The sequence below is a fragment of the Streptomyces sp. AC555_RSS877 genome, from assembly GCF_019049245.1.
Classification (GTDB): Bacteria; Actinomycetota; Actinomycetes; order Streptomycetales; family Streptomycetaceae; genus Streptomyces.
Genome location: NZ_JAGMUK010000025.1, coordinates 167,129 through 191,815, shown reverse-complemented (window position 1 = coordinate 191,815; position 24,687 = coordinate 167,129). Strand labels below are relative to the sequence as shown.

Below are 24,687 nucleotides of genomic sequence, written 5' to 3'. Positions count from 1 at the left end.
GGTTAGGCGGACTCCTCCGCCGGTTCCCGGCGTCCACGCAGCCACACGTACACGGGGATGCCCGCGAAGAGGAACAGTACGCCCTGGTAGACGGCCGCGTAGCCGGCGCCCGCGATCAGCCAGAACGCGAAGGCGAAGGAGAGCGCGGCGACGATCAGGTCGCGGACCAGGCCGGCCGGGCGGACCCGTTCGCGGGTGCCCTTGGCCAGCCAGTACAGCTGGGCGGCGGCGGACAGCAGGTAGGGCACGCAGCCGGTGAAGGTGGTGATCAGGACGAGGACGCGGAAGGTGGTGTCCGGGCCCGCCGTGTAGTTGAGGCCGATGAGGAGCGTGCCGAGGACCACGCAGGCCCAGACGCCGAAGCCGGGCACCCCGCCCTTGCCGACCTTGGCGAACCGCGCCGGGAAGAGGCCGTCGCGGGCGGCGGCGTACGGCATCTGCGCGGCCATCAGGATCCAGCCGTTGAGGCAGCCGGTGATCGAGGCGACGGCGACCAGGGCGATCGCGGTGCCGCCCCAGGTGCCGCCGGCCATCGAGTTCACGGCGTCGGCGAAGGGGGCGCCGGAGTCGACCAGCTTGTCGTGCGGGACCAGGCCGAAGACGGCGACGATGCCGAGGATGTAGACCAGGGCGGAGGCCAGGGTGCCCAGGACGCTCGCGCGGCCGACGTTGCGTTCGGGGTCGCGGACCTCGCCCGCGCTGACGGCGGCCGACTCGACGCCGAGGAAGCTGTAGAGGAGCAGCGCGGCGGAGGCGGCCAGCGCGCCGGAGACGCTTTCGCCGGAGGCGTTGAACGGGCCGTAGTTGTCGGCGTCGACGAAGAAGAGACCGACGGTGGCGACGAGCAGCAGCGGCACGAACTTGAGGACGGTGGAGACGACCTGGACCGCACCGACCCAGCGGGTGCCGGCGAAGTTCGCGGCGGCCGGCAGCCACAGCGCCGCGAGCGCGACCAGCGCTTCGAGGGTGTGGTTGCCGTGGAGGGGTATGAGGACGTCGACGTAGCCGACGACCGCGACCGCGAGCGCGGCGATGCTGACCCAGCACATCGTCCAGTACGACCATGCCGACAGGAAGCCGGCGAAGGGGCCGAAGGCGTCGCGCGGGTACACGTACAGGCCGCCGGTGACGGGGCTGCGCCGGGCCAGTTTGCCGAAGAGCAGCGCGAGCAGCACCGCGCCGACCGACAGGACGACGAAGGCGACCAGGCTGACACCGCCGTACGGCGCCACGGTGGCGGGCAGCGCGAAGATGCCGCCGCCGATGATGTTGCCCATGACGAGGGCGGTGGCGGCGGCCGGGCCGAAGGTGCGGCGGCGCGAGGTGGCGGCAGCCTGTTCGGCCGGTTCCGGCTCGGCGGTCTCGGGGGGGCTGGGGGCGGTCATGGCGGATCCCTGGGGAAAGGGGGCGGGGGGCGTGATCCTAACCTGGCATTCCACATGCTGGGCAATCTGTTCATGTACCGGACACACGCGGCTGTTCCGCGGCCCCGTCGACTAGCGTCGTGACATGACCAGCGACACGCCTTTCTCTCTCTCCGCAGCCCTCGCCGCCGGGACGGTCGTCCTCGACGGCGGCTTGTCCAACCAGCTCGAGTCCGCCGGGCACGACCTGAGCGACGAACTCTGGTCGGCGCGGCTGCTCGCCGAGCGGCCCGAGGCGATCGCCGAGGCGCATCTCGCCTACTACCTGGCGGGCGCGGACGTGGCGATCACCTCCAGCTACCAGGCGACCTTCGAGGGCTTCGCGAAACGCGGGATCGAGCGGGAGCGGGCAGCCGAACTCCTTTGCCTGAGCGTCGGGCTGGGCCGCGACGCGGCGGCGCAGGCGCGGGCGAAGGGAGTCACCCGGCCGCTGTGGGTTGCGGCCTCGGTCGGGCCGTACGGCGCGATGCTCGCGGACGGCTCCGAGTACCGCGGCCGGTACGGGCTCAGCGTGGCCGAGCTCGAGGCCTTCCACCGGCCCCGCCTGGAGGTGCTGGCCGCCGCCGGTCCCGACGTCTTCGCCCTGGAGACGGTGCCCGACGCCGAGGAGGCCGAGGCGCTGCTGCGGGCGGTACGCGGACTCGGGGTGCCGGCCTGGCTGTCGTACAGCGTCGCGGGCGACCGCACCCGCGCCGGCCAGCCCCTCGACGAGGCCTTCGCCGTGGCCGCCGACGCGGACGAGGTCATCGCCGTCGGCGTGAACTGCTGCGTCCCCGAAGATGTCGGCAACGCCGTCGAGACCGCCGCCCGCGTCACCGGCAAGCCGGTCGTCGTCTACCCCAACAGCGGCGAAGCCTGGGACGCCGAGGGCCGGGCGTGGAAGGGCCGTTCCTCGTTCGCGCCCGAGGAGGTGCGGGGCTGGCGGGAATCCGGGGCCCGGCTGATCGGCGGGTGCTGCCGGGTGGGGCCGCGGGCGATCGCCTCCATCGCGGGGACGCTTGCGCAGGCGTGAGTCGCGGCCGAGGTGCGGTCGCTGACGGGGCGTGAGCCCGGTCCTGTCGTTTCCCCTCGTCCCTGCCCGCCACCGCTGCTAGCCTCCGCATCGGGAACCGGTTTCCCTCCGTGTTGCCACTGTTCCCGAGGGGTGGGCGACGCGGCCCGGGGAGAGGGACGAGGCAGGGATGACGGTAAAGAACGCCGACGTGGGGCGGAGCACGATCCGGGACGTGGCGACTCGTGCGGGGGTGTCCGCGTCGACCGTGTCGCGGGTGCTCGGCGGCGTGTACCCGGTGAGCTCGGCGACCCGCACCCGGGTGATGCGGGCGGTCCGTGAGCTGGACTACGTCGCCGACGCGCGCGCCAAGGCGGTGGCGGGCGTCGGCACGCCCACGCTGGCGTTCGTCCTGGAGGACATCACCGGACCGTCGTTCGCGCTGATGGCGCACGGCGTGGAGCGTGAGGCGACCCGGCTCGGGCACCTCTGCCTGGTGTGCAGCACGGAGGGGGACGTCCGGCACGAGCTGGAGTTCGTCGAGATGATGCGGGCCCAGCGGGCCGCCGCCGTGATCCTGGTGGGCGGCGCCGCCGACACCGCCGAGTACCGCGAGCGCACCCGCCGGATGGCCGACTCGCTGGCGTCGGCCGGCTCCCGCCTGGTGCTGTGCGGCCGCCCGCCGCTCGGACCCGGGGCACCGGTGACGGTCATCGAGTACGACAACGAGGGCGGCGCCTACGCCCTGGTCGCCCACGTCCTCGCCCAGGGCCACCGGCGCGTGCTGTTCCTCGGCGGCAAACCGGACCACACCACCGCGCAGGGCCGCGAGCGCGGCTATCTGGCCGCCCACCGCGCCCGCGGTGTGGAAGCCGACCCGGCGCTGCTGCTGCACGGCGACTTCACCCGCGACGCGGGCCACCGGCTGATGCGCGAGGCCCTGAAGGACGGGCTGGACTTCACTGCCGTGGTCGCCGCCACCGACATGGTCGCCGCCGGCGCGCTGACCGCGCTGCACGAGGCGGGCCTGGACGTGCCGGGCGACGTCTCGCTGGCCGGCTACGACGACATCCCGTTCGCCCGCGACCTGCACCCTGCGCTGACGACGGTCCACGTCCCCTACGAGGAGCTGGGCCGCCTCGCCGTCCGCACGGTCCTGGGCCGCACCGCCGGGGCCCCGGACGAGCATCTGCTCCTCGGCACGCACGTGGTGATGCGCGACTCGGTGAGAGCTGCGGCAGCAACCGGTTCCTGAGCCGTTTCCGACCCGGGCCGCCGGTCAGGGGCGGCGCACCGACCCGGGCAGCCGCAGCCGCCGTACCACCGAACGCAGTTCCGCGCTGCGCGCCGCCGTCGTACCGCGCACGGCCGCGATCCGGGCGGGCAGACCGGCCTCGCCGGGCAGCGGCCCCTCCCCCGGCTCCTCCGGCCGGTCTTCCGCGCCCGCCCGCGCCTGCGCGTCCGCCGTCCACACCGCGAACTCCCCGTCCCGCGGGCCGTACGCCGTGCGCGGCTCCCCGTCGCCGAAGACCCGCACCGGGTGGGAGGCGTCCCAGCTCTGCCAGCCGGGGTCGCCCTCGGCGGCGAACCGCACCCACGCCCCGTGCATCGCGTCGGCCAGTTCCCGCGGGGTGCCCCAGCCGGCGAGCTTGGCGGAGTCGGGGAGCTCGCCGGTGTCGAAGACGAAGCCGAGTTCGAGGGCGTGGCAGGCGCCGAGGCCGGGGAGGTTGGAGGGCCAGGCGAACTCGTAGACGTACGACGATCCGGGGCGGGCGTCGGCGAGGCGGTGCAGCGGGCGGCGGAGCAGGTGGTCGGTGACCATCTGCCCGACGATCTCGGCGGTGCCGGCCTCCGGGTGCAGGGCGCGGTAGCCGCGGGGCACGTCGTGGCCGCAGTGGCAGCGGGCCATGGCGCCGGCCAGCGCGACCGCGCCGAGCCGGTCGACGCGTTCCAGGAGCCCGCCGGGCACCAGCCACAGCCGGTACTCGTCGCGGGTCCAGCCCGTCATCAGGTCGACGCCCGCCGCCACGTCACCGTCGACGAGTGCCTCCAGCGGGTCGCGCGGCACGAGGTCGCCGTCGACGACGATCCCGAAGGCGGGGCCGCCGAGCACCGGGCTGCTGAGTCTGCCCACCTCCGCCTGGGTGCGCAGCAGCAGGTCGCGGTCGACCTCGGCGAAGGCCGCGGCGGTGGCGGGGATCTTCAGCCGGGTCGCCATCCGGCGCACCATCCGCCGTACCTTGTCCCGGTCGCTCGCCTCGGGCGGCCCGCTCTGCAGGATCGCGCGCCGGAACAGGCCCTGGGCCTGCGGTGCGGCCAGCAGGGCGCCGGCGCTGATCGCCCCGGCGGACTGACCGGCCAGGGTCACCCGGCCGGGATCGCCGCCGAAGGCCGCGGCCGACTCGCGCACCCACTGCAGTGCGGCGAGCTGGTCGCGCAGGCCGGCGTTGGCGGGGGCGTCCGGGAAGAGGCCGTAGCCCTCGACGCCGAGCCGGTAGTTCACGGAGACGAAGACGACTCCGTCGCGGGCGAAGGTGTGCCCGTCGTACACGGGCACGGCCGATGAACCCCGGGTGAGGGCGCCGCCGTGCAGCCACACGACGACCGGGAGCCGGGCACCGGGGCCCGGCTCCGGCGTCCAGACGTTCAGGTTGAGACAGTCGTCGCCGGGCACGACCGGGTCGGACAGGTACTGCGCGAAGGCCTCCGAGTACGGAGGTTTCGGCGCGGTCGGCCCGAAGGCGACCGCGTCGCGCACGCCCTCCCAGGCTTCGGGCGGCTCGGGGGGCCTGAACCGGCGCGGTCCGACCGGCGGGGCCGCGTACGGGATGCCACGGAACACCGCGACACCCCGTTCGTACCGGCCGCGTACGGCCCCGTACGGCGTCCTGACCACCGGGTCCCGGTTCGTCCGGCCCGCCTGGTCCGCCTGGTCCGCCTGGTCTGCCGCCGTCATGCGCCCACCAGCCTCCCGCGCCGCGCTCGTGCACCGCACTCGTGCACCGTGAAGAACAGAGCACCACATGGTGGCCCGGTATTCCGGCGCACGAGCGCGGCTTTGCGGCTATTTGGCGTACATCAGCGTGCCGAAGCCGAGCTGGTCGAAGCCGCCGCTGACGGAGCCGTAGTCACCTCCCCCGCCCTCCGGGGCGACCGAGAAGCACATCTGGGAGATGTACTTGTCGTCCAGGTAGACGCGCCGGTTGTAGTGGTAGTGGAGCATGGCCCACACCGGACGCACCTGGCCGCGGGAGGCCGAGGAGATCACCGTCTGCGACTGCTGGGCGCAGCTCTGGCCGGTGCCCCAGGTGTAGGTGGTGAAGGGCACGTCGTTGCCGAGGTTGTACCTGGCGACGTACTGGGCGCCCTTCATGAAGCGGCGGCCGTCGTACGAGTAGAGGTCCTCGCCCTGGTTCCACGCCATCTCGCAGATGGCGCCCATCTGGCCCATGCCCATGACGGTGTGACCCTGGTCGCGGCCGGACTCCTGCCACTGGCCCAGCGCGTAGCCGTCCACGTCGGTGTACAGGTAGGGCACGGCGTGGGCGAGGGAGCCGTTGCCCGCGCCGGACTTGAAGTACGTGACGGCCTGGTCGTACTTGGCGCCGTCGTCGGTGAGGATCCCGATGGCCAGGATGGAGGCCATGTTGCACAGGTCCCAGTTGGCCCAGTAGTTGGTGATGCAGGCGTCGTTGTGGCCGGTCAGGAACTGGTTGTTGAGCGGGTAGAAGACCTTGACCATCATCTGCTGGAAGCGGGCGAGGTCGAACGCCGGGTAGTCCCGCATGAGTTCGGCCGCGTTGGCGAACTGCCAGCCGTAGATCCCGGCGGCGAGGAACCGGTCGGCGTTGCCGGTGACGGTCGTGAGGGTCGTCGCCCAGGCGTTGAGGATCCTGGCGGCGCACTGCGCGTTGGCCTCGGTGCCGCCGACCTTCCAGCGCAGGGCGTTCTGGTAGGCGGCGGCGATGTCGTTGTAGAGGAGGCCGTAGTTCTCGCCGGTGCCTCCGCGGATGACCGTCGCCGTCGCCCGGGGGGTCCAGGTCGACTGGGAGTGGGAGTTGGCGGTCAGCTTGTTCCAGCCGGACAGCCAGGGATCGTCGCCCGCGGCGACCCTGACCTTGGCGCGGTTGATGTCGCCGGCGTTGTGCAGCATGCCGGGGTGGGTGAAGGCCGCGGGCGCCGCGTCCGCCGTGGTGGCGGCGAACGCGGAGCCCACGGTGAGAGCGGCGGTGAGACCGCCGGCGGTCCTGAACAGACCGCGGCGGCTCAGCTCGGTGTGCGGAAGGTACCGGTGGGGGGATGTGCGGCTCATTGCTGTGCATCTCCAATCCGTGGGGGGATCTAGAGGGGCGTGATGCTCACCCCTTGGAACTGCGCTGTGCCGAGGGCCAGCGGGCTGCGGGAGCAGACCACGAGACCCACGTGGTAGGGGGCGTCACCGAAGCCGGGGACCTCGCCGGAGGCGAGGGCGGTCCAGGTGGCGCCGTCATCGGTGGAGACGGCCGCGGTGAAGGCGGTCCCGGTGCGCTTCAGCCGCAGCAGCAGGGGGAGCTGAAGGGGGGCGGCGGTGCCGGAGAAGGCGGAGGCGCCCGCCACCGTCTTGCGGAGCATGAGCTGTGCGGTGGTCCCGCCGGTGACGATCGCCCCGGCCGCCTGGTCGAACGGCGACAGCGACTTGGCCATCAGCAGCCCGACCCGGTCGGCGGTGGCTCCGGTACGGGAGACCAGCCGGGCGGTGACCTCGCAGTCGCCGGTGACGGGCCGCCGTACGAACTGCCCGGTCATGCCCTGGTTGTTGACGGTGAGGTCGGTCCCCGCGCCCCGCACCACGAAGGTCCCGTCCTCGTGGGCGGTGCTGCCGGGGGTACGGATGGCGACCACGCCCAGCGTCCCGAAGGCGCGGTCGTCGAGGACCACGTCTCCGAGGTCGCCGTACGTCCAGGGGGCGGGCGGGGGTGTGCCGACCGTGAGGGTGAGGGTGCCGGTGCCCTCCCCGGCCGCGTTGCCCACACCGGTCGTGACCGTGAACTCGCCGGTCACGGTGGGGGTTCCGGAGATCAGTCCGGTGCGCTTGTCGATGCGAAGGCCGTCCGGCAGACCGCTCGCGGTGAACCGGACGGGCTCGTGCGAGCCGCGCAGCAGATACCGGAAGGCGTCTCCCTTGTTGGCGAACGCCGTTGCGGCGGAGGCGACTTGGGGCACGGCGGGGGCCGGCGTCCGGGCGGCGGCGGAGGCCGACAGCGGGCCGCGTCCGGCGGTGTTGGTCTTCGCGACGGCGTAGTGGTACGTCGTCCCGGGTGTGCCGGTCGCGTCCACGTACCGGATGCGGGCGCCGGACCCGACCGGACCGATGCCCGTCGCGAGGGTCACGTAGGGGCCGTCGGCGTCGGTGGCGCGCAGCACCTTGTAGCGGGCGGAGAGGTCGGGGTCGGTCCAGGCCAGCCGGACGGCGTCGGCCCCGGAGGTGGCCCGCAGGTCGTCGGCCGCGCGGGCCGGCCGGGGCACGGACCACACCTCGCCCGATGCGGAGGTCACGCTGACGTTGTCGAAGGCGCCGGTGCCGGTGTCGGCGTACTCCTCGTCGACGCCGAGGCAGGAGGTGAGGACGAGGCCGGCGTATGCGGTATACGGCATACCGTCGACCTGGGTGCGGCCGACTTCCGTCCACCGTATGCCGTCCGGCGAGATCGCTCCGGTACACCACCGGCCCTTGCGGGTCACGCGCACCCAGTAGGGCGCGCGCAGCCGGTATCCGTCGCCGGCGCCCTCCACGTAGGGCGCCTCCAGCGGGGTCGCCGACTCGGGCAGGGAGCCGAGGCCGGAGATCGGGAAGGCGGCGGACGTGGTGATCGTCTGCTGCTGGGAGGGCGGTACGGGGGTACTGCCGGTACCGGAGACGCCGGCCCCGGCGGAGGGGCGTACGCTCCACACTCCGCTCCAGGTGTGCAGCGGCAGCCCCTGGATGAGCATGGCGGCGTGCGCCGCGTCCGCGTCGAGGGAGGCCCGGAGGCTGACGCCGATCTTGGAGTACTGCGAGCTGAGCGGCCACACGATCCGCGCGGTGACCGTGCCGTCACCGGGCAGCGGAAGATGGACGGAGCGGTAGGTGTCGGCGGTGCCGGACGCCTCCAGTACGAACCGCTCGCCGTCGAAGGCGGCGGAGCCGGGGATCCTCACCTCCCCGAGGTCCTGCGTCGACCAGGGCTCGGGAAGCCCGGCGGTGACGGCGACGGGAGCCGAATCCCCACTGGTGCCAAGGGAGTTGGCGGCCGTGACGGTGTAGCAGTACGTCCGTCCCGGGCGCACCGCGCTGTCCGTGTACGCCGGCTTGTCGACGCCGGTGGCGATCTCCTCGTACGGGCCCTTGGGGACGGTCGCCCGGCGGACGGTGTAGGTGGCCGCCCCCCTGGACGGCAGCCAGTTGACGGTGACGGACCCTGCGTCGCCGGCCGCGGTGACGCCCGCCGGTGCCGTGGGTGCGGCAGGCGCGGGGGCCGTCGCGCCGGCGTAGGCGAAGGTGCCCCAGCTCGGCAGGTCGTCGTTGCTGCCCTCGACGAAGCGGGCGCCGCCGGTGCCGCGGAAGACGGCCGCCTTGGTGTACGGGGCGTCGAGGCCGCGGATGCCGGCGTAGTGGGCGTATGCCATCTCGTAGATCGGGGGCAGGTTGCCGCGGCCGATCGCCGAGACGGTCCTCTTGACGTACTTGCCGGTCCGGTCGAGGTCGGGGACGAAGGGGACGTCGCCGCCGAGGTTGTAGCGGGCTGCGTACTCGAAGTTGGCTAGGATGCGGTGGTCGTCGTACCCCCACAGGTCGACGCCCTGGTTCCAGGCGACCTGGGCGAGGTCGCCGGTCAGGCCGGCCGCGAGCTGTTCGTGGCCCTGGTCGCGGCCGGTCTCCTGGCCCTGGCCGGCGTCGGTGACGACGCGGTGGCCGATGCTGCCGTTGCCGGCGCCGGCCGCGGCGAAGCGCAGGGCGTCCTCGAAGAGGGTGGGCTCCTCGCAGAACACGCCGATGGCCAGGATGGTCTGCATGGCCGTCAGGTCCCAGTTGCCGTTGGCGTACAGCATGTATCCGGACACGGCCGGATACCAGACGTCCAGGAAGGACCGCTCGCAGCGGGCGATGTCCTCGTCCGCCCAGCCGTCGTAGCCGGTGTGCCGCAGCAGCTCGGCCGCGTTGACGAACTTGAAGGCCTGGAGGCCCGCGCCCAGTGGTCCGTCGGCGCCCGTGACCATGGTCAGGGAGGCCGACCAGGCGTTGAGGATGTCGCGCGCCTTGTCGGCGTGGGCGCGGTTGCCGGTGGCGCACCACATCAGGGCGTTCTGGTAGGCGGCGGCCGAGTCGGCGACGGCCTGGTTCTGGAAGTTCGTGGGGCCACGGCCCCAGGAGGTGATCTGGCCGGTGTTCTGGACGGTGTACGTGGACTTCGACCGGGCGTGCGCGGCGAGGGCGAGGTAGCCGTCGTAGACCGGGGCTTCCCTGGCGGCGACGGCGGCCTTCATACGCGATATGTCGTTGACTGTATGCAGCAGGCCGGGGTGTGTGAACCGTATGCGACGGGTCTGGTGGCCGGCCGCCCGGGCGGTGGCGGGCGCGAGCAGTCCGCTCGCACCCGCCACCAGCAGCAGGGCAGCCGTGCCGCCGAGGAAACCCCGGCGGCTCGGTCCGTGGTTCATCATGCGGCGGCCGCCTCGGCGGTGGTGAGGAACCTGAGGTTCGTCACGTGCTCGTTGACGAACATGGGCACGCCGTCCGAGGCCAGATACCACTTCGGCTTGCCCGTGCTGTCGGCGATCACCTTGCCGTTGACGCGGAGGTTCTCGAAGGTGACGTCCTTGATCGCGTGCTCCGCGTCGAGGCCGGCGATGATCGAGAGGTCGGCGTTCTCGCCGTTGTAGCTGAGGTCCTTGATGTAGACGGACTCAATGCCACGGCCTGCCGAGGTGTTGTACTTCGGGTTGTACTCGACCCGCATGTGGATGAGCTGGCCCCAGCGGAAGTCCTCCACCCGGATGTTGTCGAACCTGACGTCCCGGACGATGTTGCTGTCGCCGACCATGAAGGCGATGGCGCCCTGGTAGGTCACCTGCGGCTCGCGGTGGTCGAGGATGTCGATGTTCTCGTAGCGCAGGTTCTCCAGCACCTCGGGGGTGTCGGTGTTGCCGTGCACGCCGATGTTGATCGGGTGGGCGACGTCGGCCCAGAGGGAGCAGTTCTTGACGGAGATGTTGCGGGTGTCACCGTAGAAGTCCCAGCGGTGGGTGTAGAGGGCGACGCAGTCGTCGGAGGTGCGCAGGAAGCAGCCGTCGATCGTGACGTTCTCGGAGCAGTAGAGCTGGATGCCGTCACCCCAGCCCTGGTGGCTGAAGGCGCGCAGGTTCTTGATGGTGAGGTTTCTGGACTCGGCGACCCTGATGTTCTCGTAACGGGGGTTGAGGATCGTGACGCCGTCGATCGTGACGTTCTCGCACTTGCGGACGAAGACCGCGCCGCCGGTCGTGTCGTAGACCACGCCGCGGCCGATCAGCCGGGAGTTCTCCACGCCCTCGAAGATCACGCTGGAGGTGAGGACGGCGCCCGGGGCCAGGTAGACGGTGGTGCCGGTGGGCACCTTCAGGGTTCGGTCGGGGTGGGTGTGCAGACCGGGCCCGAAGTACATGACCTTCTTGTCGCCCTCGGTGGGCACGTCCTGCTCGATCGGGTTCGCGAACAGGTGCAGGCAGTCGAAGATCTTGTCGTCGATCTGCACGACGAGGTTGCGGGGCCGGTCCAGGGTGAAGCGCGCGGTGCTGCCGAGCACCTCGGGCTTGATGCCGTACGAGTCCGGGCGGATGCGGACCTTCTCGCCGCCGCCCGGGTTGTACGTGACCTCGACCTCGACCGTGCCGGAGAAGTCGAAGGCGGCCCAGGAGGAGCTCTGGGCCCTGTTGCTTCCGGTGTTCGCGTCGATCAGTGCGAGCTTGGCAAGGTAGACGCCGAGCTTCTGCCAGGTGCCGCCGAGCGGCCGGACCTTGACGGTGAAGGAGTTGTTGACAGGCACCTTCGGAAGCGTCGGGTGGATGACCACACGGTCGCCGGTGGTGCCGGTCTCATCCGCCGCGGCGGCCTGCGCGGCGCCCGCGATGCTGCTGGCCAGGCCGGCGGCAGCGATGACACCGGCGGCCTGGAGGGTGGTCCGGCGTGACAGGGGCGTGTTCATGCGTAACTCCTTGCAAAAGGTTCGGTAAGAGGGGCTACTTCAGTCCGGTCGTGGACATCCCGGCCACGAATCCGCGCTGGGCGACGAGGAAGATCAGCAGAATCGGCACGACGTACATCACGGAGGCCGCGGCCTGGAGGTTGGTGACCGGGGTGCCGGCCGAGGTGACGTACGTCGACATGACGGCGACCGCGAGCGTGGACTTGTCGGTCGACAGCAGGAGTTGGGGCGCGATGTAGTCGCCCCAGGACCAGGTGAAGGCGATCACGAAGCTCGCGGACAGCACCGGCCAGGACTGCGGCAGGAAGATCCGCCAGAAGATGGTGGCGTACCCGCAGCCGTCGATGATCGCGGCCTCCTCCAGCTCGCGGGGCAGTCCCGCGAAGAACTGCCGGAAGAGGAAGACGAGATACGGGGCGGCGGCCAGGCCCCACAGCACCCACGGCCAGTACGTGTCGACCATGCCGAGCTTGGCGAAGATCAGGTAGGTCGGCAGCAGCGTGATGAGCTGCGGCAGCATCATCGAGCCGAGCAGGATGCCGAACAGCGTCTTCTTGCCGGGCGCGTCCAGGCGGGCGAAGCCGAAGCCGACCCAGGCCGAGCTGAGGGTGACGAGAGTGGCGTACATCGTGGCGATGATCAGGGAGTTGCGGGCGTAGCCGAGGAAGTCGATCAGGTTGAAGGCGTCGGCGAAGTTGTGCCACTGGAAGTCGGTGGGCAGCCAGTGCACGGGCGAAGCGGCCAGTTCGGCCGGGGACTTCAGGCCGGTGAGGACGAGCCAGCCGACCGGGCCGAGGAACAGTCCGGTGAGGGCGACGAGCACGGTGTAGAGGACGAGGCGGTTCACGCGTAGCCGTACCCGGGGCGCGGAGTCGGTGTCGGTGGTCAGGCTCGTGGCGGTCACTTCTTCGCCTCCGGGTCGACGTTGTAGAACACCACGCCGGACGTGAACTTGAAGATGAGTCCGGTCACGATGAGGATCAGTACGAAGAGCACCCACAGCAGTGCGGAGGCGTAGCCGTAGCGGCCCAGCGCGAAGTACTGCCCGAACACGTGCATCATGTAGAGGTAGTTCGACTGCGGCAGCGCGGTGACGCCCGCCGTCGTGCCGTCCGGTGTCAGCAGCAGCGGCATGATGGTCTGCACCGAGGCGATCACGCCGGTCACCGTCTGGAAGAGCAGCACCGGCGACAGCAGCGGCACGGTGATGCTGCGGAAGGTCCGCCAGGCGCTCGCCCCGTCGATGCGGGCCGCCTCGTGGAGTTCGCGGGGCACGTCCTGGAGACCGGCCAGCGAGATGATCATGATGTTCCCGGCGGCCCACAGCACGCTCATCAGGAGCACGTAGCGGGCGTACGGGTCGGCGAGCCAGCCCAGCGCGTCGAACCCGAAGAGGGGCAGCACACCGTTGGCGGCACCGGAGTTCTGGTCGAAGACCGCCTTGAAGGCGAGACCCACACCCACCGGCGGCACCACCGCCGGCAGATACAGCAGGGTGCGGAACAGACCGCGCGCCTTCAGCGGCCGGTTGACCAGGACGGCGAGCCCGAGCCCGGCGATGATCGACAGCGGCACCGAGGTCACCGCGAACAGGCCCGTACGGCCCAGCGAGTCCCAGGTCCGGGAGTCGGCAAGCAGCTCGTCGTAGTTGCCGAGGCCGACGTACCTCCAGTGGGGCGAGATGCCGTCGAACGTGGTGAAGCTCAGCCACAGCGCGTACGCCATCGGGACGATGGTCAGCAGCAGGAAGCCGACGATCCAGGGCGAGGTGAACATGTAGAACGCCCGGTGCCTGCGCGCGGTCATGGAGGTCCGCGGACGTTCCGCAGCCCGCGCCCGGCGCGCACCGGCGGTCGGGCGGGGCGGGTCCGTGACCGCGGAGACCTGGTCGACCGTCATCCCACTTGCTCCTTACCGCGCTTCAGCTGCTCGTTCATGACCGAGTTGAGGCGCCCCGCCAGGGTGTCGACCGACATCCGGCCGTTCATCGCGGCCGGGGCGACCTGGTTGAAGAGGGCGTAGAGCGCGTCCGCCGTGGCGTAGGGCGTGAACGCGATCACCGAGAAGTGCTCCAGCTCGGCGTTCTGCACCTGAAGCTCCCGCTTCTGGTAGTCCTCCTGGGCCGGCATCAGCGGCCGCAGGGACTTCAGCGTGGGGATGCCCCAGCCGCCGGACGCGCGGCCCTTGGCGGGCGCCTCGCCGAAGAACCACTCGAAGACCCGCCAGGCGGCATCCTTGTTCCGTGCCTTGCTCGGCATCCAGAAGCCGGTGCCGGCCTGGCACGGACTGACCCGCGCGCCGCCCTGGAAGACGGGGGCCGGGGCGAGCCGGGAGACCCGCGCCAGCTTCTTGTCGGCGTTGATCAGACCGCCGAGCCAGTAGCCGCTGCCCGACATCGCCATCCGGTTCGCCTGGTAGGTGGGTCCGTCCCAGGCGTTGGGGTCGGGCTGGATGATGCTGGGGCCGACCTTGGTGCGGGCGTAGTCGATGTACCAGCCCAGTGCCTTGCGGGCCTCGGGGGTGGTGAAGTCGATCCGGGAGAAGTCGTCGCTGAAGAGGCTTCCGCCGGCGGCCGCCGTCAGGCTCGCCAGGAGATTGGTGGTGTTCACGCCGTTGTAGCTGCCGCCGAAGACGGTCGTCTGGCCGTTCCTGCGCCGGGTGAGCCGCTTGGCGGTGTCCAGCCACTCCTCGAACGTGACCGGCTCCAGCTCCGGCGGGTGGCCGACGCCCGCCTGGTCGAAGAGCGCGGCGTTGTACCAGAACATGGAGTCCTGCGAGAAGTCCTTCGCCATGCCGTAGCGCGGGCCCTTGCCCTGGGAGCGGCCGTCGTAGCGCCACAGGTCGTTGACCGGATCGAGGTCGTCGAGCCTGAGCACCGTGCTCCTGGCGAAGTACGGGTCCAGGTCCTCCATCACGTCCCGCGCCGCGAAGTACGGCGCGTCCGTGGCACCGACACCGCGCACCAGGTCGGGCGGATTGCCGTTGGTCATCATCCCGATCAGCTTGGTGAGGTCGTACCGCACCGTGACGATCTTGACGCCGACGTCCTTCTGGGCCTGCTCGATCAGGTCCGGGGAGATGTCGTCGGCCTTCGCCATCACCGTGACGGTCTCGCCCGGGCCGCTGACGCCGGTGGACACCTGGAGGGCGCAGCCGCTGAGCACCGCCGCGCCGGCCGTGGCTCCGCCTGCCGAGAGGGAGAGAAATCGGCGGCGGCTCAGGGGGGCACCGGCATGTGGGCGCATGAACGCACCACCTCCTGCTCTGTCCGTTCGGATTCGGCCAGGGATCGGCCGGGCTTCGGTCGGGGATCGGGGATCGGTCGGGACCCGGTCGGGATCCGGTCGGGGAGTTGCCGGGATTCGTCGGGGAACTGCCAGGGACCGGCCGGGGTCGACCAAGAGATCGCGGTAACCGTTTAGGCAACCGGTTGTCCACCGCTGGGGCAGAGCTTCTTCCTGTCCGGAAACGACGTCAAGAGTCCTGACGAACTTTCGAAAAGACTGCGTAACCTCGGCGTCACGGCCGACCGGTCGAACATGGACGGTGGAACGCGGTCTGATCTGCGAAGGCGATCGGGAACCGGATGGGGTTTTCGGTGCTGGGGGCTTGGGAACCGGTTGCCGTCGATGGGGCGAGAAGTTCCCCGATGCGGACGTCGGGCAACCGGCAGGGCACCCCGAAGGCGCCGCCCAGGGTCCACACAGGCCGCGGCGTCCGCACGGGCGCAATACACGATTTCACGCCATCCCAGGGTGCCCGGCCCAGCCATGTCGGCCAAGACCGTCCCCGCCACACCGTCCTGCCGATTGACCGCCCGTCACCGCCAGATCTACGGTAGAAGACGCTTTCAGAAAATGTTTCCAGCCCGTGCGTCAGGAGAGACATGCCCAGCCCGCAGCCACCCAGGGCCGTGTTCGCGATGGATCCGGTACACCTCCCCCTGCTGTTCCCCCCGCCGCTCACGGCACGGCTGACGCAGGCCGCCGGCCTCGACCCCGCGCTCGTCGTGCGCGACTTCACCGACCCGGCGTCGGCAGACGCCCTGGCCCACGCCGAAGTGCTGATCACCGGCTGGGGCTGCCCCCGCCTCGACGCCGACGTCCTCGCCGCCGCACCCCGGCTGCACACCGTCCTGCACGCCGCCGGCTCGGTCCGCTCCCTGGTCGGCGACGCCCTCTGGGAGCGCGGGATCACCGTCTCCAGCGCGGTGACCGCGAACGCCCTGCCGGTCGCGGAGTACACCCTCGCGATGATCCTGCTCGCCGGGAAGGACACCTTCACCCACCGCGAACGCTTCCGCGCCACCCACACCCACCCGACCCACACCGAGACCGCCCACACCGGCAACGTCGGCCGCCGCATCGGCGTCATCGGTGCCTCCCGGGTGGGCCGCCGACTCCTCGAACTGCTCCGGCCCTTCGACTTCTCGGTCCTGCTGCACGACCCCTACGTCAGCGCCGCCGAAGCCGCCGCCCTCGGCGCCGAACTGCTGTCGCTCGAGGACCTGCTCAGGCACAGCGACATCGTGTCCCTGCACGCCCCGGACATCCCCGAGACCTACCGCATGCTCGACGCCGGCCGACTCGCCCTGATCAGGGACGGCGGCACCCTCATCAACACCTCCCGCGGCGCACTCATCGACCCCGACGCGCTCACCGACGAACTGGTCTCCGGCCGCCTGCACGCCATCCTCGACGTCACCGAACCCGAACCACTGCCCGCCGGCTCCCCCCTCTACCGGCTGCCCAACGTCTTCCTCACCCCGCACATCGCCGGCTCACTCGGCAACGAGCTGGAAAGGCTGGGGCGCATCGTCGCGGAGGAGCTGGAACGGCTGATGGCGGGGACACCCCTCACCCACGAGGTACGGCACTCGGACCTGACCCGAGTCGCATGAGGTGGGTTGTGCTGGATGGCTCAGTCGCCTACGGAGCGCTGTCCCGGATGGCTCGGTCACCTACGGAGCGCTGTCCCGGATGGCTCGGTCACCTACGGAGCGCTGTCCCGGATGGCTCGGTCACCTACGGAGCGCCCAAGCCGGTGTCGAGACCTCGACCGTGCTCAGCCCTTCGGCCCTCCGCGCGCTCGAGGTCTCGACACCGGCGCGCCCCTTCGGCTCCCTCGCGGCCGACGCGTCGGACCAGTGCCCTTGGTGGGCTCCTGCCGCTCGCCGGTCACCGGCCGGCCCTGTCGGTCATGCCGGACAGCCGGGCAGGCGGACAGGCGGGCAGGCGGGCAGGCGGGCAGGCGGGCAGGCGGGCAGGCGGGCAGGCGGGCAACAGGCGACAGGCGACAGGCGACAGGCGACAGGCGACAGGCGACAGGCGAACCGATCTCCTGGACCGCCCGGCGGGAACACGACTCCCGGAATCCGGCGAAAGCGGCCCCGCACACCGCACTGGACCCGGCTCCCCGCACCGGCGAAAACCGGCTCCGCCCACCCCGCAGAAACCATGGGATACGGTTTCCGCACCGGCGTCGAGCCGGTCCCCCCGACCCTCCGCCCGGAACCGGGCATACGGTCCTCCGGCGAAGCAGTCGCAACGATGAAGGAGCCGCAACGGTGAGTCAGCGCAAGGCGGCCGGTGACGCCGGACGGGCCACCATTCGCGACGTCGCGGAGCAGGCGGGCGTCTCCGTCGCGAGCGTGTCGCGCGTGCTGTCGGGCAACTACCCGGTCTCGGAGGAGCTGCGCCGCCGCGTGATGAAGGTGGTCGGCGACCTGGACTACGTCACCAACGCGCACGCCCGCTCCCTCGCCGGGGGCGGTACGCCGACGGTCGCGATCCTCATCAACAACATCACCGGCGCCGCCTTCGCCCACGTGGCCAAGGGCGTCGAGGGCGCCGCCACCCTGCGCGGCTGGCTGTCCCTGGTGGGCACCACCGGCGACGATCCCGAGCGGGAACTCGCGCTGGTCAACCTCATGCGCCAGCAGGGCGTCGCCGCGGTGGTCCTGCTCGGCGGGGCCTACGACTACGACGAGTACCAGCTGCGCATGGCCCGCTTCGCCCGCTCCCTGGACGCGGCCGGCTCGCATCTGGTCCTGGTGGGCAGGCCGCCCCTGGAGGGCGACGTGCCGGCCACGACCGTCGACTACGACAACGAGGGCGGCGCCTATGCCATGGCCAGCCATCTGCTGTCTGCCGGCCACCGCAGGGTCCTGGTGCTGCCGGGGCACGCCGAACTCACCACTGCGCAGGGCCGGCTGCGGGGCGCGCAGCGTGCCTTCGAGGCGTACGGCGTGGCGTTCGACCCTGACATGGTGCGGCACGGGCCGTACGACTACGAGCACGGGTACGAGGCCGTCGAGGACAGTCTGCGCGACGGGCTCGACTTCACCGCGGTGCTGGCCGGGACGGACGTGGTCGCCGCGGGGGCGATGCAGGCGCTGCGCGCGGCCGGTCTCAGGGTGCCCGAGGACGTCTCGATCGTCGGCTACGACGACATCCCGCTGGCGTCCCAGCTCACCCCTCAGCTCACCACCGTGCACGTGCCGTACGAGGAGATGGGCCGGGTCGCCCTGCGCGCGGTCGCCGACCGGCGTGAGGGTGGTGGAGGCCGCCGCAAGGGCAGCGACGGCGACCATCTGGTGCTGGGCACCCATGTCGTCGTACGGAACTCGGTACTGCCGCCTGCCCGGCGCCCGTAACTCGACTCTTCAGGTCTGCTCGGCAGCGCGTTTCGTAAACGTTTTCCGGATGTTTTTGGCAGAGGTCCGGGGGCCTGGGGGGGCGCGGGACGCGCTCGGCCCGGATTCCGGATCAGGGCTGCTGACCTGTAGCTTTGCTGGGTCTGGCACGTACGGCCGACGTGCACCGCACATAACGCCATGGACAAACCGGCGTAACAAATTGCCGCGCACCTCTTGCTATGAGCAGGACCATCGTCCTACCGTCCCAGCAACCGCTTACTACAGCTTCCGCTTGGCCGACCCCCCGCAACCGCGAGCCGATGGTTTCCGGCCGCCGTTCCCGGCCCACATCGAGGCGCCGTTCTCTCCCCTCCGAGTCGCCCTACTCTTCGAAGGAACACGGTCAGATGAACTTCACCAGCCCCCGGAGAAGGTTCGCCCGCGCAGCCGTGGCGGGACTCGCGTTGTCAGGCCTGCTCGCCGCGTGCGGCGGCTCCGACTCCGACTCCGGTGACGACGCCGGGTCGTCCGGTCCGGTCACCCTCCCCTTCTGGGGCTGGGCGAACGGCCAGGAGGCCGTCGTGAAGGCGTTCAACGCCTCGCACAAGGACGTCCAGCTCAAGTACACCAAGGTCACCGACCAGCTGACCATGCAGAAGCAGCTGACCAACGCGGTCAAGGCCGGCAACGCGCCCTGCCTGCTGCAGAACACCGGCGAGTACGTCACGAGCTGGGTCTCGCAGGGCGCCCTCGCCGACATCACCGAGTACGTCGAGGCCGACAAGGACAGGTTCAACCCCGGCGCGTGGGCCGTCGGCCAGGTCCAGGGCAAGGTCTACGGCATCCCCACCAGCTCGGCGCCGGCCTTCACCATCTACCGCACCGACGTCTTCCAGAAGTACGGCCTGAAGGCGCCCGCGACCTGGGACGACTTCATCGCCGCCGGGAAGGTGCTGAAGAAGCACGGCATCAAGATCACCAACTACGCCGGTGAGGACCCGAGCACCCTGGAGGTGCTCGCCATGCAGGCCGGGGCGCACTGGTACGCGATCGACGGCGGCTCCTGGAAGGTGGACTTCCAGGACGAGGGCACCCTGAAGGCCGCCGAGGTGATCCAGGAGATCGTCGACAACGACCTCAACTCAAAGCTCTCCTTCGCCGACTACGCGGCCGTGCAGCGCAACTACGACGAGGCCGGCACCGTGACGCGGCAGATCTCCACCTGGCAGATGTCCGGCATGGTGCAGAACTTCACCAAGTCCTTCGGCAAGTGGGCGCTGGCCCCCTGGCCGACGTTCACCGGCGAGGCGCCCAAGACCCCTGCCGGGACCAACCAGAGTGGCGGGCTGACGCTGGTGACCGAGCAGTGCAAGAACAAGGAACAGGCCGCTGAGGCGGCTCTGTGGATGTCCACCGACTCCGGTGCGGTCAAGACCATGGCGAGCCCGGAGACGGGCAGCGGTGTGATGCCCGCGGTGGCCGACAACAGCTCGTACGTCCCGGAGGCGATCCCCGAGAAGCTGCTGGGCAAGAACTACGGGCCGGCCCAGAAGGTCGTGACGGACAGCATGGGCACCATCACCGACGACTGGACCTTCGGCCCGAACTGGACCGCGATGTTCACGGAGATGCAGGACGAGTGGGCCGCGGTCGTCGCCAAGAAGCAGAAGGTCACCGATCTGCTCGCGCACATGCAGGAGTGGACGGTCAACGACCTGAAGCAGCGCGGCATCAGCGTCAAGGGCTGAGGCACACGACATGATTCGCTCGCAGCGCTGGAAGGGTGCCGCCTTCACGGTGCCCTTCCAGCTCGGCTTCGTCTTCCTCTACCTGCTTCCGATCGGCTACGCGGTCCACGAGTCGCTGTACCTGGAGAAGCAGTCCGGACTCGGTCTCGGCGGCTCCACCACGGAGTTCGTCGGGCTGGAGAACTACCAGCACGGCCTGACCGACCCGGCGTTCATGACCTCCATCCTGAGGGTGGTGCTGTTCGCCTGTGTCCAGATCCCGTTCATGCTGCTCGTGAGCCTGATGCTGGCGCTCTGCCTGGACGCGGTCACCTCGCGGGTGGCCGGCCGGTTCCGGATCCTGCTGCTGGTTCCGTACATGATCCCCGGCGTGGTCGCGGCCATCGTGTGGATCAACCTGTACAGCCCCGAGGTGGGTCCCCTGACACCGCTCGGCGAGCTGTTCGGGTTCGACTGGAACTTCTTCTCCCCCTCGATGGTGTGGCCCTCCATCGGCAACCTGCTGACCTGGCACGGCATCGGCTACAACATGGTGATCATCTACGCGGCGCTCCAGGGCGTGCCCCGCGAACTGTTCGAAGCCGCCCGGCTGGACGGCGCCTCGGAGCTGCGGATCGCGCTGAGCATCAAGATCCCGTTCGTGCGCGGCGCGCTCGTCCTGACCGCGCTGCTGTCGATCATCCAGATGCTGCAGATCTTCAACGAGCCCGCGCTGTTCCGGAACGTGACTCCGCAGACGGTGAGCGACAGCTTCGCCCCGATCATGATCATCTACAACCAGGCGTTCAACGCCGGCAACTACCACTACGCCGCGGCCCTGTCCGTGCTGCTCGCCCTGTTCCTCGGCGTCGCGTCCTTCCTCTTCTACCGGCTGACCTCGAGGGAGGCGGACTGATGGCACTGACGGAAAACCGTACGGAGAACGGCACCGAGCGGCCCCGCGGGCGTACCGTGCGGCGGCTCACCCGTCCGGACCCGGCGGCGCGTTCCCGGGGCGGCCAGCGCTTTCTCCTCGTCGGTCTGGCCCTGGCGAGCGCCTACAGTCTGTTCCCGGTCTACTGGCTGATCATCGCCGCGACCAAGGACCGTGTGGGGCTGTACCAGAGCAACGGGCTGTGGTTCTCCGACATGCACCTGTGGGACAACCTGCGCCAGGTGTTCACCTACGGGGACGGCATCTTCCTGCGCTGGACCGCCAACTCGTTCCTGTACGCGGGCGTCGGCTCCCTGGGCGGCACCCTCATCGCCCTCGCCACCGGCTACGGCCTGGCCCGCTTCGACTTTCCGGGCCGCAGTGCCGTGTTCGCGTGCGTCGTGGGCTCGTTCCTGATCCCGATCGCCCTGCTCACCCTGCCGCTGTACCTGCTGTTCTCGGAGATCGGCATGGTCGACACGCCCTGGGCGATGCTGATCCCCTGCCTGATCAACCCGTTCAGCGTGTACCTCGCCAAGGTGTACACCGAGGCCACCATTCCCTTCGAGCTTCTTGAGGCGGCCCGCATCGACGGCGCCGGTGAGCTGCGGATCTTCTTCAGCATCGTGCTGCGGATGATGACGACCGGCGGGGCGACGGTGTTCCTGCTGGCCTTCGTGAACACCTGGAACGCCTTCTTCCTGCCGTTGACGGTGCTGCGCGGCGAGGAGAACTGGACCCTCAACCTGGGCCTGTACAACTGGTCCGGCAAACGCGCGGAGTCCGGCGTCGACCTGACCAGCCTGGTGCTGACCGGAGCGCTGCTGTCCATCGTGCCGATGGCGATCATGATGGTCGCCATGCGCCGCTACTGGCGGTCGGGCGTGACGATGGGCGCCCTCAAGTGACCGCGAACCAGGGAGACGTGAAGTGACCCGACTGCGCAATCCCGTCATCCGGGGTTTCGCCCCGGACCCGTCCCTGGTGCGGGTGGGCGACTGGTACTACGTGGCGACGAGTTCCTTCGAGTGGTTCCCGACGATCCCGGTCCACCGCTCACGGGACCTCGCGCACTGGCAGTACGCCGGACACGTGCGGGGCGCGGCCCCCGGCGACTCGCTCGCGGGGATCCCGGACTCGGGCGGCATCTGGGCGCCGTCGCTGAGCTGGGACGGGGAGCGTTTCTGGATGGTGTACGCCGTCGTCCGCTCGGTGGGCACGCCGTACTTCGACCTGGACACCTACGTCTGCACGGCCACGGACGTGAGCGGCGAGTGGTCGGCGCCGCGCCGGATCGCGAGCCACGGTTTCGATCCCGCGCTCTTCCACCACGAGGGCCGGCTGTGGCTGCTCAACATGCAGAGCGACCACCGGCCGGGCGGCAGGCGCTTCGCGGGCATCGTGATGACGGAGCTGGACCGCGAGACCCTTGCCCCTCTCGGCGACACCCATCTCCTGCTCCAGCACGAACGGCTCGTCGAGGGGCCGAAGTTGCTGCACCGCGACGGCTGGTATCACCTCGTGCTCGCGGAGGGCGGCACGGGCCTCGAGCACGGGGTGCTGGTGGCACGCAGCCGCGCGATCACCGGCCCGTACGAACTGGACAGGCAGCCCCTGCTGACCACGCGCGACGACGCGTCGGTGCCGTTGCAGAAGGCCGGGCACGCGGAGCTGGTGGAGACACCGGACGGCGAGTGGGTCATGAGCCACCTCACGGCCCGCCCGCTCCCCACGCCGGACGGCCCGCGCTGCACCCTCGGGCGGGAGACCGCGATCCAGGCGCTGACCTGGGACGAGGAGGGCTGGCCCAGGCTCCGGCACGGTGGCTGGCATCCGGCGGTCGAGGTCGACGTACCGACGAAGCGGCAGGAGCTCGGACCACACGTTTCCGAGGAGCCGTTGGGCTGGCCGTGGAGCACCCTGCGGGCCCCCGCGGACCCGTCCTGGGCCGATACCGGTGCCCGCCCGGGGTGGATCCGGCTGCGTGGCCGGCACGGTCCCGAGTCGTGGTGGGCGCACAGTCTGCTGGCCCAGCGGATCACCGAGCACCGCGCGGAGGCCGAGGTCACCGTCGAGGCACGGCCGCGCACCTTCACTCAGGCAGCCGGTCTGGTGCTCTGGTACAACACCGAGGCCTATCTCGCCCTCGACCTGACCTGGGCGGAGCCCGAGGGCGAGGGGCAGCACGGCCAGCAGTGGCAGGGGGGCGGGCGTACGGTGCTCAGCCTCGTGGAGCGCGAGGAGGGCGGCACCCGGCAGGCCGCGGTCGTCGAGGTCGACGCGGACGGCCCGGTCACGCTCGGGGTGACGGTCGACGAAACCCGGGCGCGGTTCTGGTACGTCCGGGAAGGGGTGCGCACACCGGTCGGGCCGGCGTTGGACTTCGGCAAGCTGTCCGACGACCACGGGTCCCGGCTGCGCTTCACCGGGTCGATGGCCGGCGTCCACGCCGTGGATCCGGTCGACGCGGCGTTCACGGCCGACTTCACGGGGTTCCGGCTCCTTTGCCGGTAGTTGCCCGCCCGGTGTGGGGGTTTCGAAAGTGGGGGCCCGCCAAGACCTGCGAACCCCGGCCCCTTCCCGAGGTCCTGCGGCGAACCTAGGGTAGAGAGCGCTTACTATCCGTTTGGTCTCCCGACCGCGGAAGCAGCGCTGTCGAAACTTTCCATGGCCCTCGGGCGGGCCGGAGAGGTGGTTCCCCATGGTCCGTACCGAGAGCGCCGGCATGACGGCCGGGCCGACCCTTGCGGTCGTGGCCCGGGAGGCGGGGGTCTCCGTGCCCACCGCGTCCAAGGTGGTCAACGGCCGGGAGGACGTCGCCCCCGAGACCCGCCGTCGGGTCACGGAGGCGCTGGACCGGCTCGGTTACGTCCGCAGACCCCGCTTCGACACGGCGAAGGCGTCGGGGCTGGTCGACCTGGTCGTGCACTCGCTGGAGAGCTCCTGGTCGGGGGCGGTGCTGCACGGGGTGGAGGCGGCGGCCCACGACGTGGGTCTGGAAGTGGTGGTGTCGGCCGGCCTGAACAGGACCCGCGGCGGCCGTCCGGAACGCGGCTGGCTCGACAAGCTCATCGCCCGCGGCTCGTCGGGGGTGCTGTTCAACCTGGCCGAGCTGAGCGACTCCCAGTACGCGTGGCTGGACCAGCACCGCATCCCCTTCGTGATGATCGACCCGGTCCTCGAACCGCCGCCCGGCGTGGTGTCGGTGGGCGCGGCGAACTGGCACGGCGGGGTGACGGCGACCGAACACCTGCTGTCGCTCGGCCACGAGCGCATCGCCGTCGTCGCCGGCCACCAGCGCAAGATGTGCAGCAGCGCGCGGGTCGCGGGCTACCGCTCGGCGCTCGCGGCGGCGGGGGTGCGGCAGCGTCCCGAGTACGTCCGTCACGCCGGCTTCGACGAGAGCGTCGCCCACCGCCGGATGCGGGAACTCCTCGACCTGCCCGAGCCGCCCACGGCCGTCTTCGTCTGCTCGGACCGGATGGCCCTCGGGGTGTACGAGGCACTGGCCGAGCGGGAGTTGAGCGTGCCGGACGACATGAGCGTCGTGGGCTTCGACGACCTGCCCGAGGCCCGGTGGCTCTCCCCGGCCCTCACCACGGTCCGCCAGCCGCTCTCGGAGATGGCGGCGACGGCCCTGCGGTTGCTCGTGCGGATGATGGAGGGCGACCGGCCGGAGAGCAAGCGTACGGAGCTGTCGACGCGGCTGGTGGAGCGGTCGAGTACGGCCCCGCCGCGCGCCCGGACCGGCGCGTGACCCACCTGCCCCCGGTG

General features: G+C 70.8%; 17 protein-coding genes. 9 read left to right on the top strand and 8 right to left on the bottom strand.

All coding sequences use genetic code 11. From position 1 onward, the window contains the following. Window positions 1-2: 2 nt before the first annotated feature. The gene (locus tag KUM49_RS12095; protein ID WP_217236770.1) at window positions 3-1,385 is read right to left on the bottom strand and encodes an amino acid permease; all 1,383 of its coding nucleotides are present in this window, start codon (window positions 1,383-1,385) and stop codon (window positions 3-5) included. Between the two features lie 124 nt (window positions 1,386-1,509). Between KUM49_RS12095 and mmuM the strand changes: the two genes are divergently transcribed. Together mmuM and KUM49_RS12085 are read left to right on the top strand one after the other, a co-directional pair. After that, on the top strand, window positions 1,510-2,436 hold the full coding sequence (gene mmuM, locus KUM49_RS12090; RefSeq protein WP_217236769.1) for a homocysteine S-methyltransferase: 927 nt from the start codon (window positions 1,510-1,512) through the stop codon (window positions 2,434-2,436). Window positions 2,437-2,605: 169 nt separating this feature from the next. Then, complete coding sequence (locus tag KUM49_RS12085; protein ID WP_217236768.1) at window positions 2,606-3,670, top strand: LacI family DNA-binding transcriptional regulator; 1,065 nt, start codon at window positions 2,606-2,608, stop codon at window positions 3,668-3,670. A 24-nt stretch (window positions 3,671-3,694) separates the two neighbouring features. Here KUM49_RS12085 and KUM49_RS12080 read toward each other — a convergent pair whose 3' ends face one another. The 7 genes from KUM49_RS12080 to KUM49_RS12050 all read right to left on the bottom strand — a co-directional run bounded on the left by KUM49_RS12080 (window position 3,695) and on the right by KUM49_RS12050 (window position 14,860). Beyond that, window positions 3,695-5,371 (bottom strand): carboxylesterase/lipase family protein, encoded by a 1,677-nt coding sequence (locus KUM49_RS12080; RefSeq protein WP_217236767.1) that lies wholly within the window; start codon window positions 5,369-5,371, stop codon window positions 3,695-3,697. Between the two features lie 108 nt (window positions 5,372-5,479). After that, window positions 5,480-6,727 (bottom strand): alginate lyase family protein, encoded by a 1,248-nt coding sequence (locus tag KUM49_RS12075; RefSeq protein WP_217236766.1) that lies wholly within the window; start codon window positions 6,725-6,727, stop codon window positions 5,480-5,482. Window positions 6,728-6,756: 29 nt separating this feature from the next. After that, window positions 6,757-10,095 (bottom strand): alginate lyase family protein, encoded by a 3,339-nt coding sequence (locus tag KUM49_RS12070; protein ID WP_217236765.1) that lies wholly within the window; start codon window positions 10,093-10,095, stop codon window positions 6,757-6,759. Next, window positions 10,092-11,615, bottom strand: coding sequence for a glycosyl hydrolase family 28 protein (locus KUM49_RS12065; RefSeq protein ID WP_217236764.1), 1,524 nt, complete (start codon window positions 11,613-11,615; stop codon window positions 10,092-10,094). The genes KUM49_RS12070 and KUM49_RS12065 overlap by 4 nt, the downstream gene beginning before the upstream one ends. Window positions 11,616-11,649: 34 nt before the next feature. Further along, window positions 11,650-12,519, bottom strand: coding sequence for a carbohydrate ABC transporter permease (locus tag KUM49_RS12060; protein WP_217236763.1), 870 nt, complete (start codon window positions 12,517-12,519; stop codon window positions 11,650-11,652). Further along, complete coding sequence (locus tag KUM49_RS12055; RefSeq protein ID WP_217236762.1) at window positions 12,516-13,514, bottom strand: carbohydrate ABC transporter permease; 999 nt, start codon at window positions 13,512-13,514, stop codon at window positions 12,516-12,518. Before KUM49_RS12055 ends, KUM49_RS12060 begins: the two co-directional genes overlap by 4 nt. Beyond that, complete coding sequence (locus KUM49_RS12050) at window positions 13,511-14,860, bottom strand: extracellular solute-binding protein (protein WP_217236761.1); 1,350 nt, start codon at window positions 14,858-14,860, stop codon at window positions 13,511-13,513. Before KUM49_RS12050 ends, KUM49_RS12055 begins: the two co-directional genes overlap by 4 nt. A 641-nt stretch (window positions 14,861-15,501) precedes the next feature. Between KUM49_RS12050 and KUM49_RS12045 the strand changes: the two genes are divergently transcribed. From KUM49_RS12045 to KUM49_RS12015, 7 genes are all read left to right on the top strand, one after another. Beyond that, window positions 15,502-16,515, top strand: a complete 1,014-nt coding sequence (locus tag KUM49_RS12045; RefSeq protein ID WP_217236760.1) for a hydroxyacid dehydrogenase — start codon at window positions 15,502-15,504, stop codon at window positions 16,513-16,515. A 666-nt stretch (window positions 16,516-17,181) separates the two neighbouring features. Then, complete coding sequence (locus KUM49_RS12040) at window positions 17,182-18,270, top strand: LacI family DNA-binding transcriptional regulator (protein WP_217236759.1); 1,089 nt, start codon at window positions 17,182-17,184, stop codon at window positions 18,268-18,270. A 389-nt stretch (window positions 18,271-18,659) separates the two neighbouring features. Then, window positions 18,660-20,000, top strand: a complete 1,341-nt coding sequence (locus tag KUM49_RS12035) for an ABC transporter substrate-binding protein (RefSeq protein ID WP_217236758.1) — start codon at window positions 18,660-18,662, stop codon at window positions 19,998-20,000. Window positions 20,001-20,010: 10 nt separating this feature from the next. Continuing rightward, complete coding sequence (locus tag KUM49_RS12030; RefSeq protein WP_217236757.1) at window positions 20,011-20,895, top strand: carbohydrate ABC transporter permease; 885 nt, start codon at window positions 20,011-20,013, stop codon at window positions 20,893-20,895. Then, the gene (locus KUM49_RS12025; RefSeq protein ID WP_217236756.1) at window positions 20,895-21,821 is read left to right on the top strand and encodes a carbohydrate ABC transporter permease; all 927 of its coding nucleotides are present in this window, start codon (window positions 20,895-20,897) and stop codon (window positions 21,819-21,821) included. Before KUM49_RS12030 ends, KUM49_RS12025 begins: the two co-directional genes overlap by 1 nt. 22 nt (window positions 21,822-21,843) lie before the next feature. Next, complete coding sequence (locus KUM49_RS12020) at window positions 21,844-23,427, top strand: family 43 glycosylhydrolase (protein WP_217236755.1); 1,584 nt, start codon at window positions 21,844-21,846, stop codon at window positions 23,425-23,427. A gap of 187 nt (window positions 23,428-23,614) precedes the next feature. Next, window positions 23,615-24,670 carry a LacI family DNA-binding transcriptional regulator gene (locus KUM49_RS12015; protein WP_217236754.1) on the top strand — a complete coding sequence of 352 codons (1,056 nt, stop codon included), beginning with the start codon at window positions 23,615-23,617 and terminating at the stop codon, window positions 24,668-24,670. The last annotated feature ends 17 nt before the right edge of the window (window positions 24,671-24,687 follow it).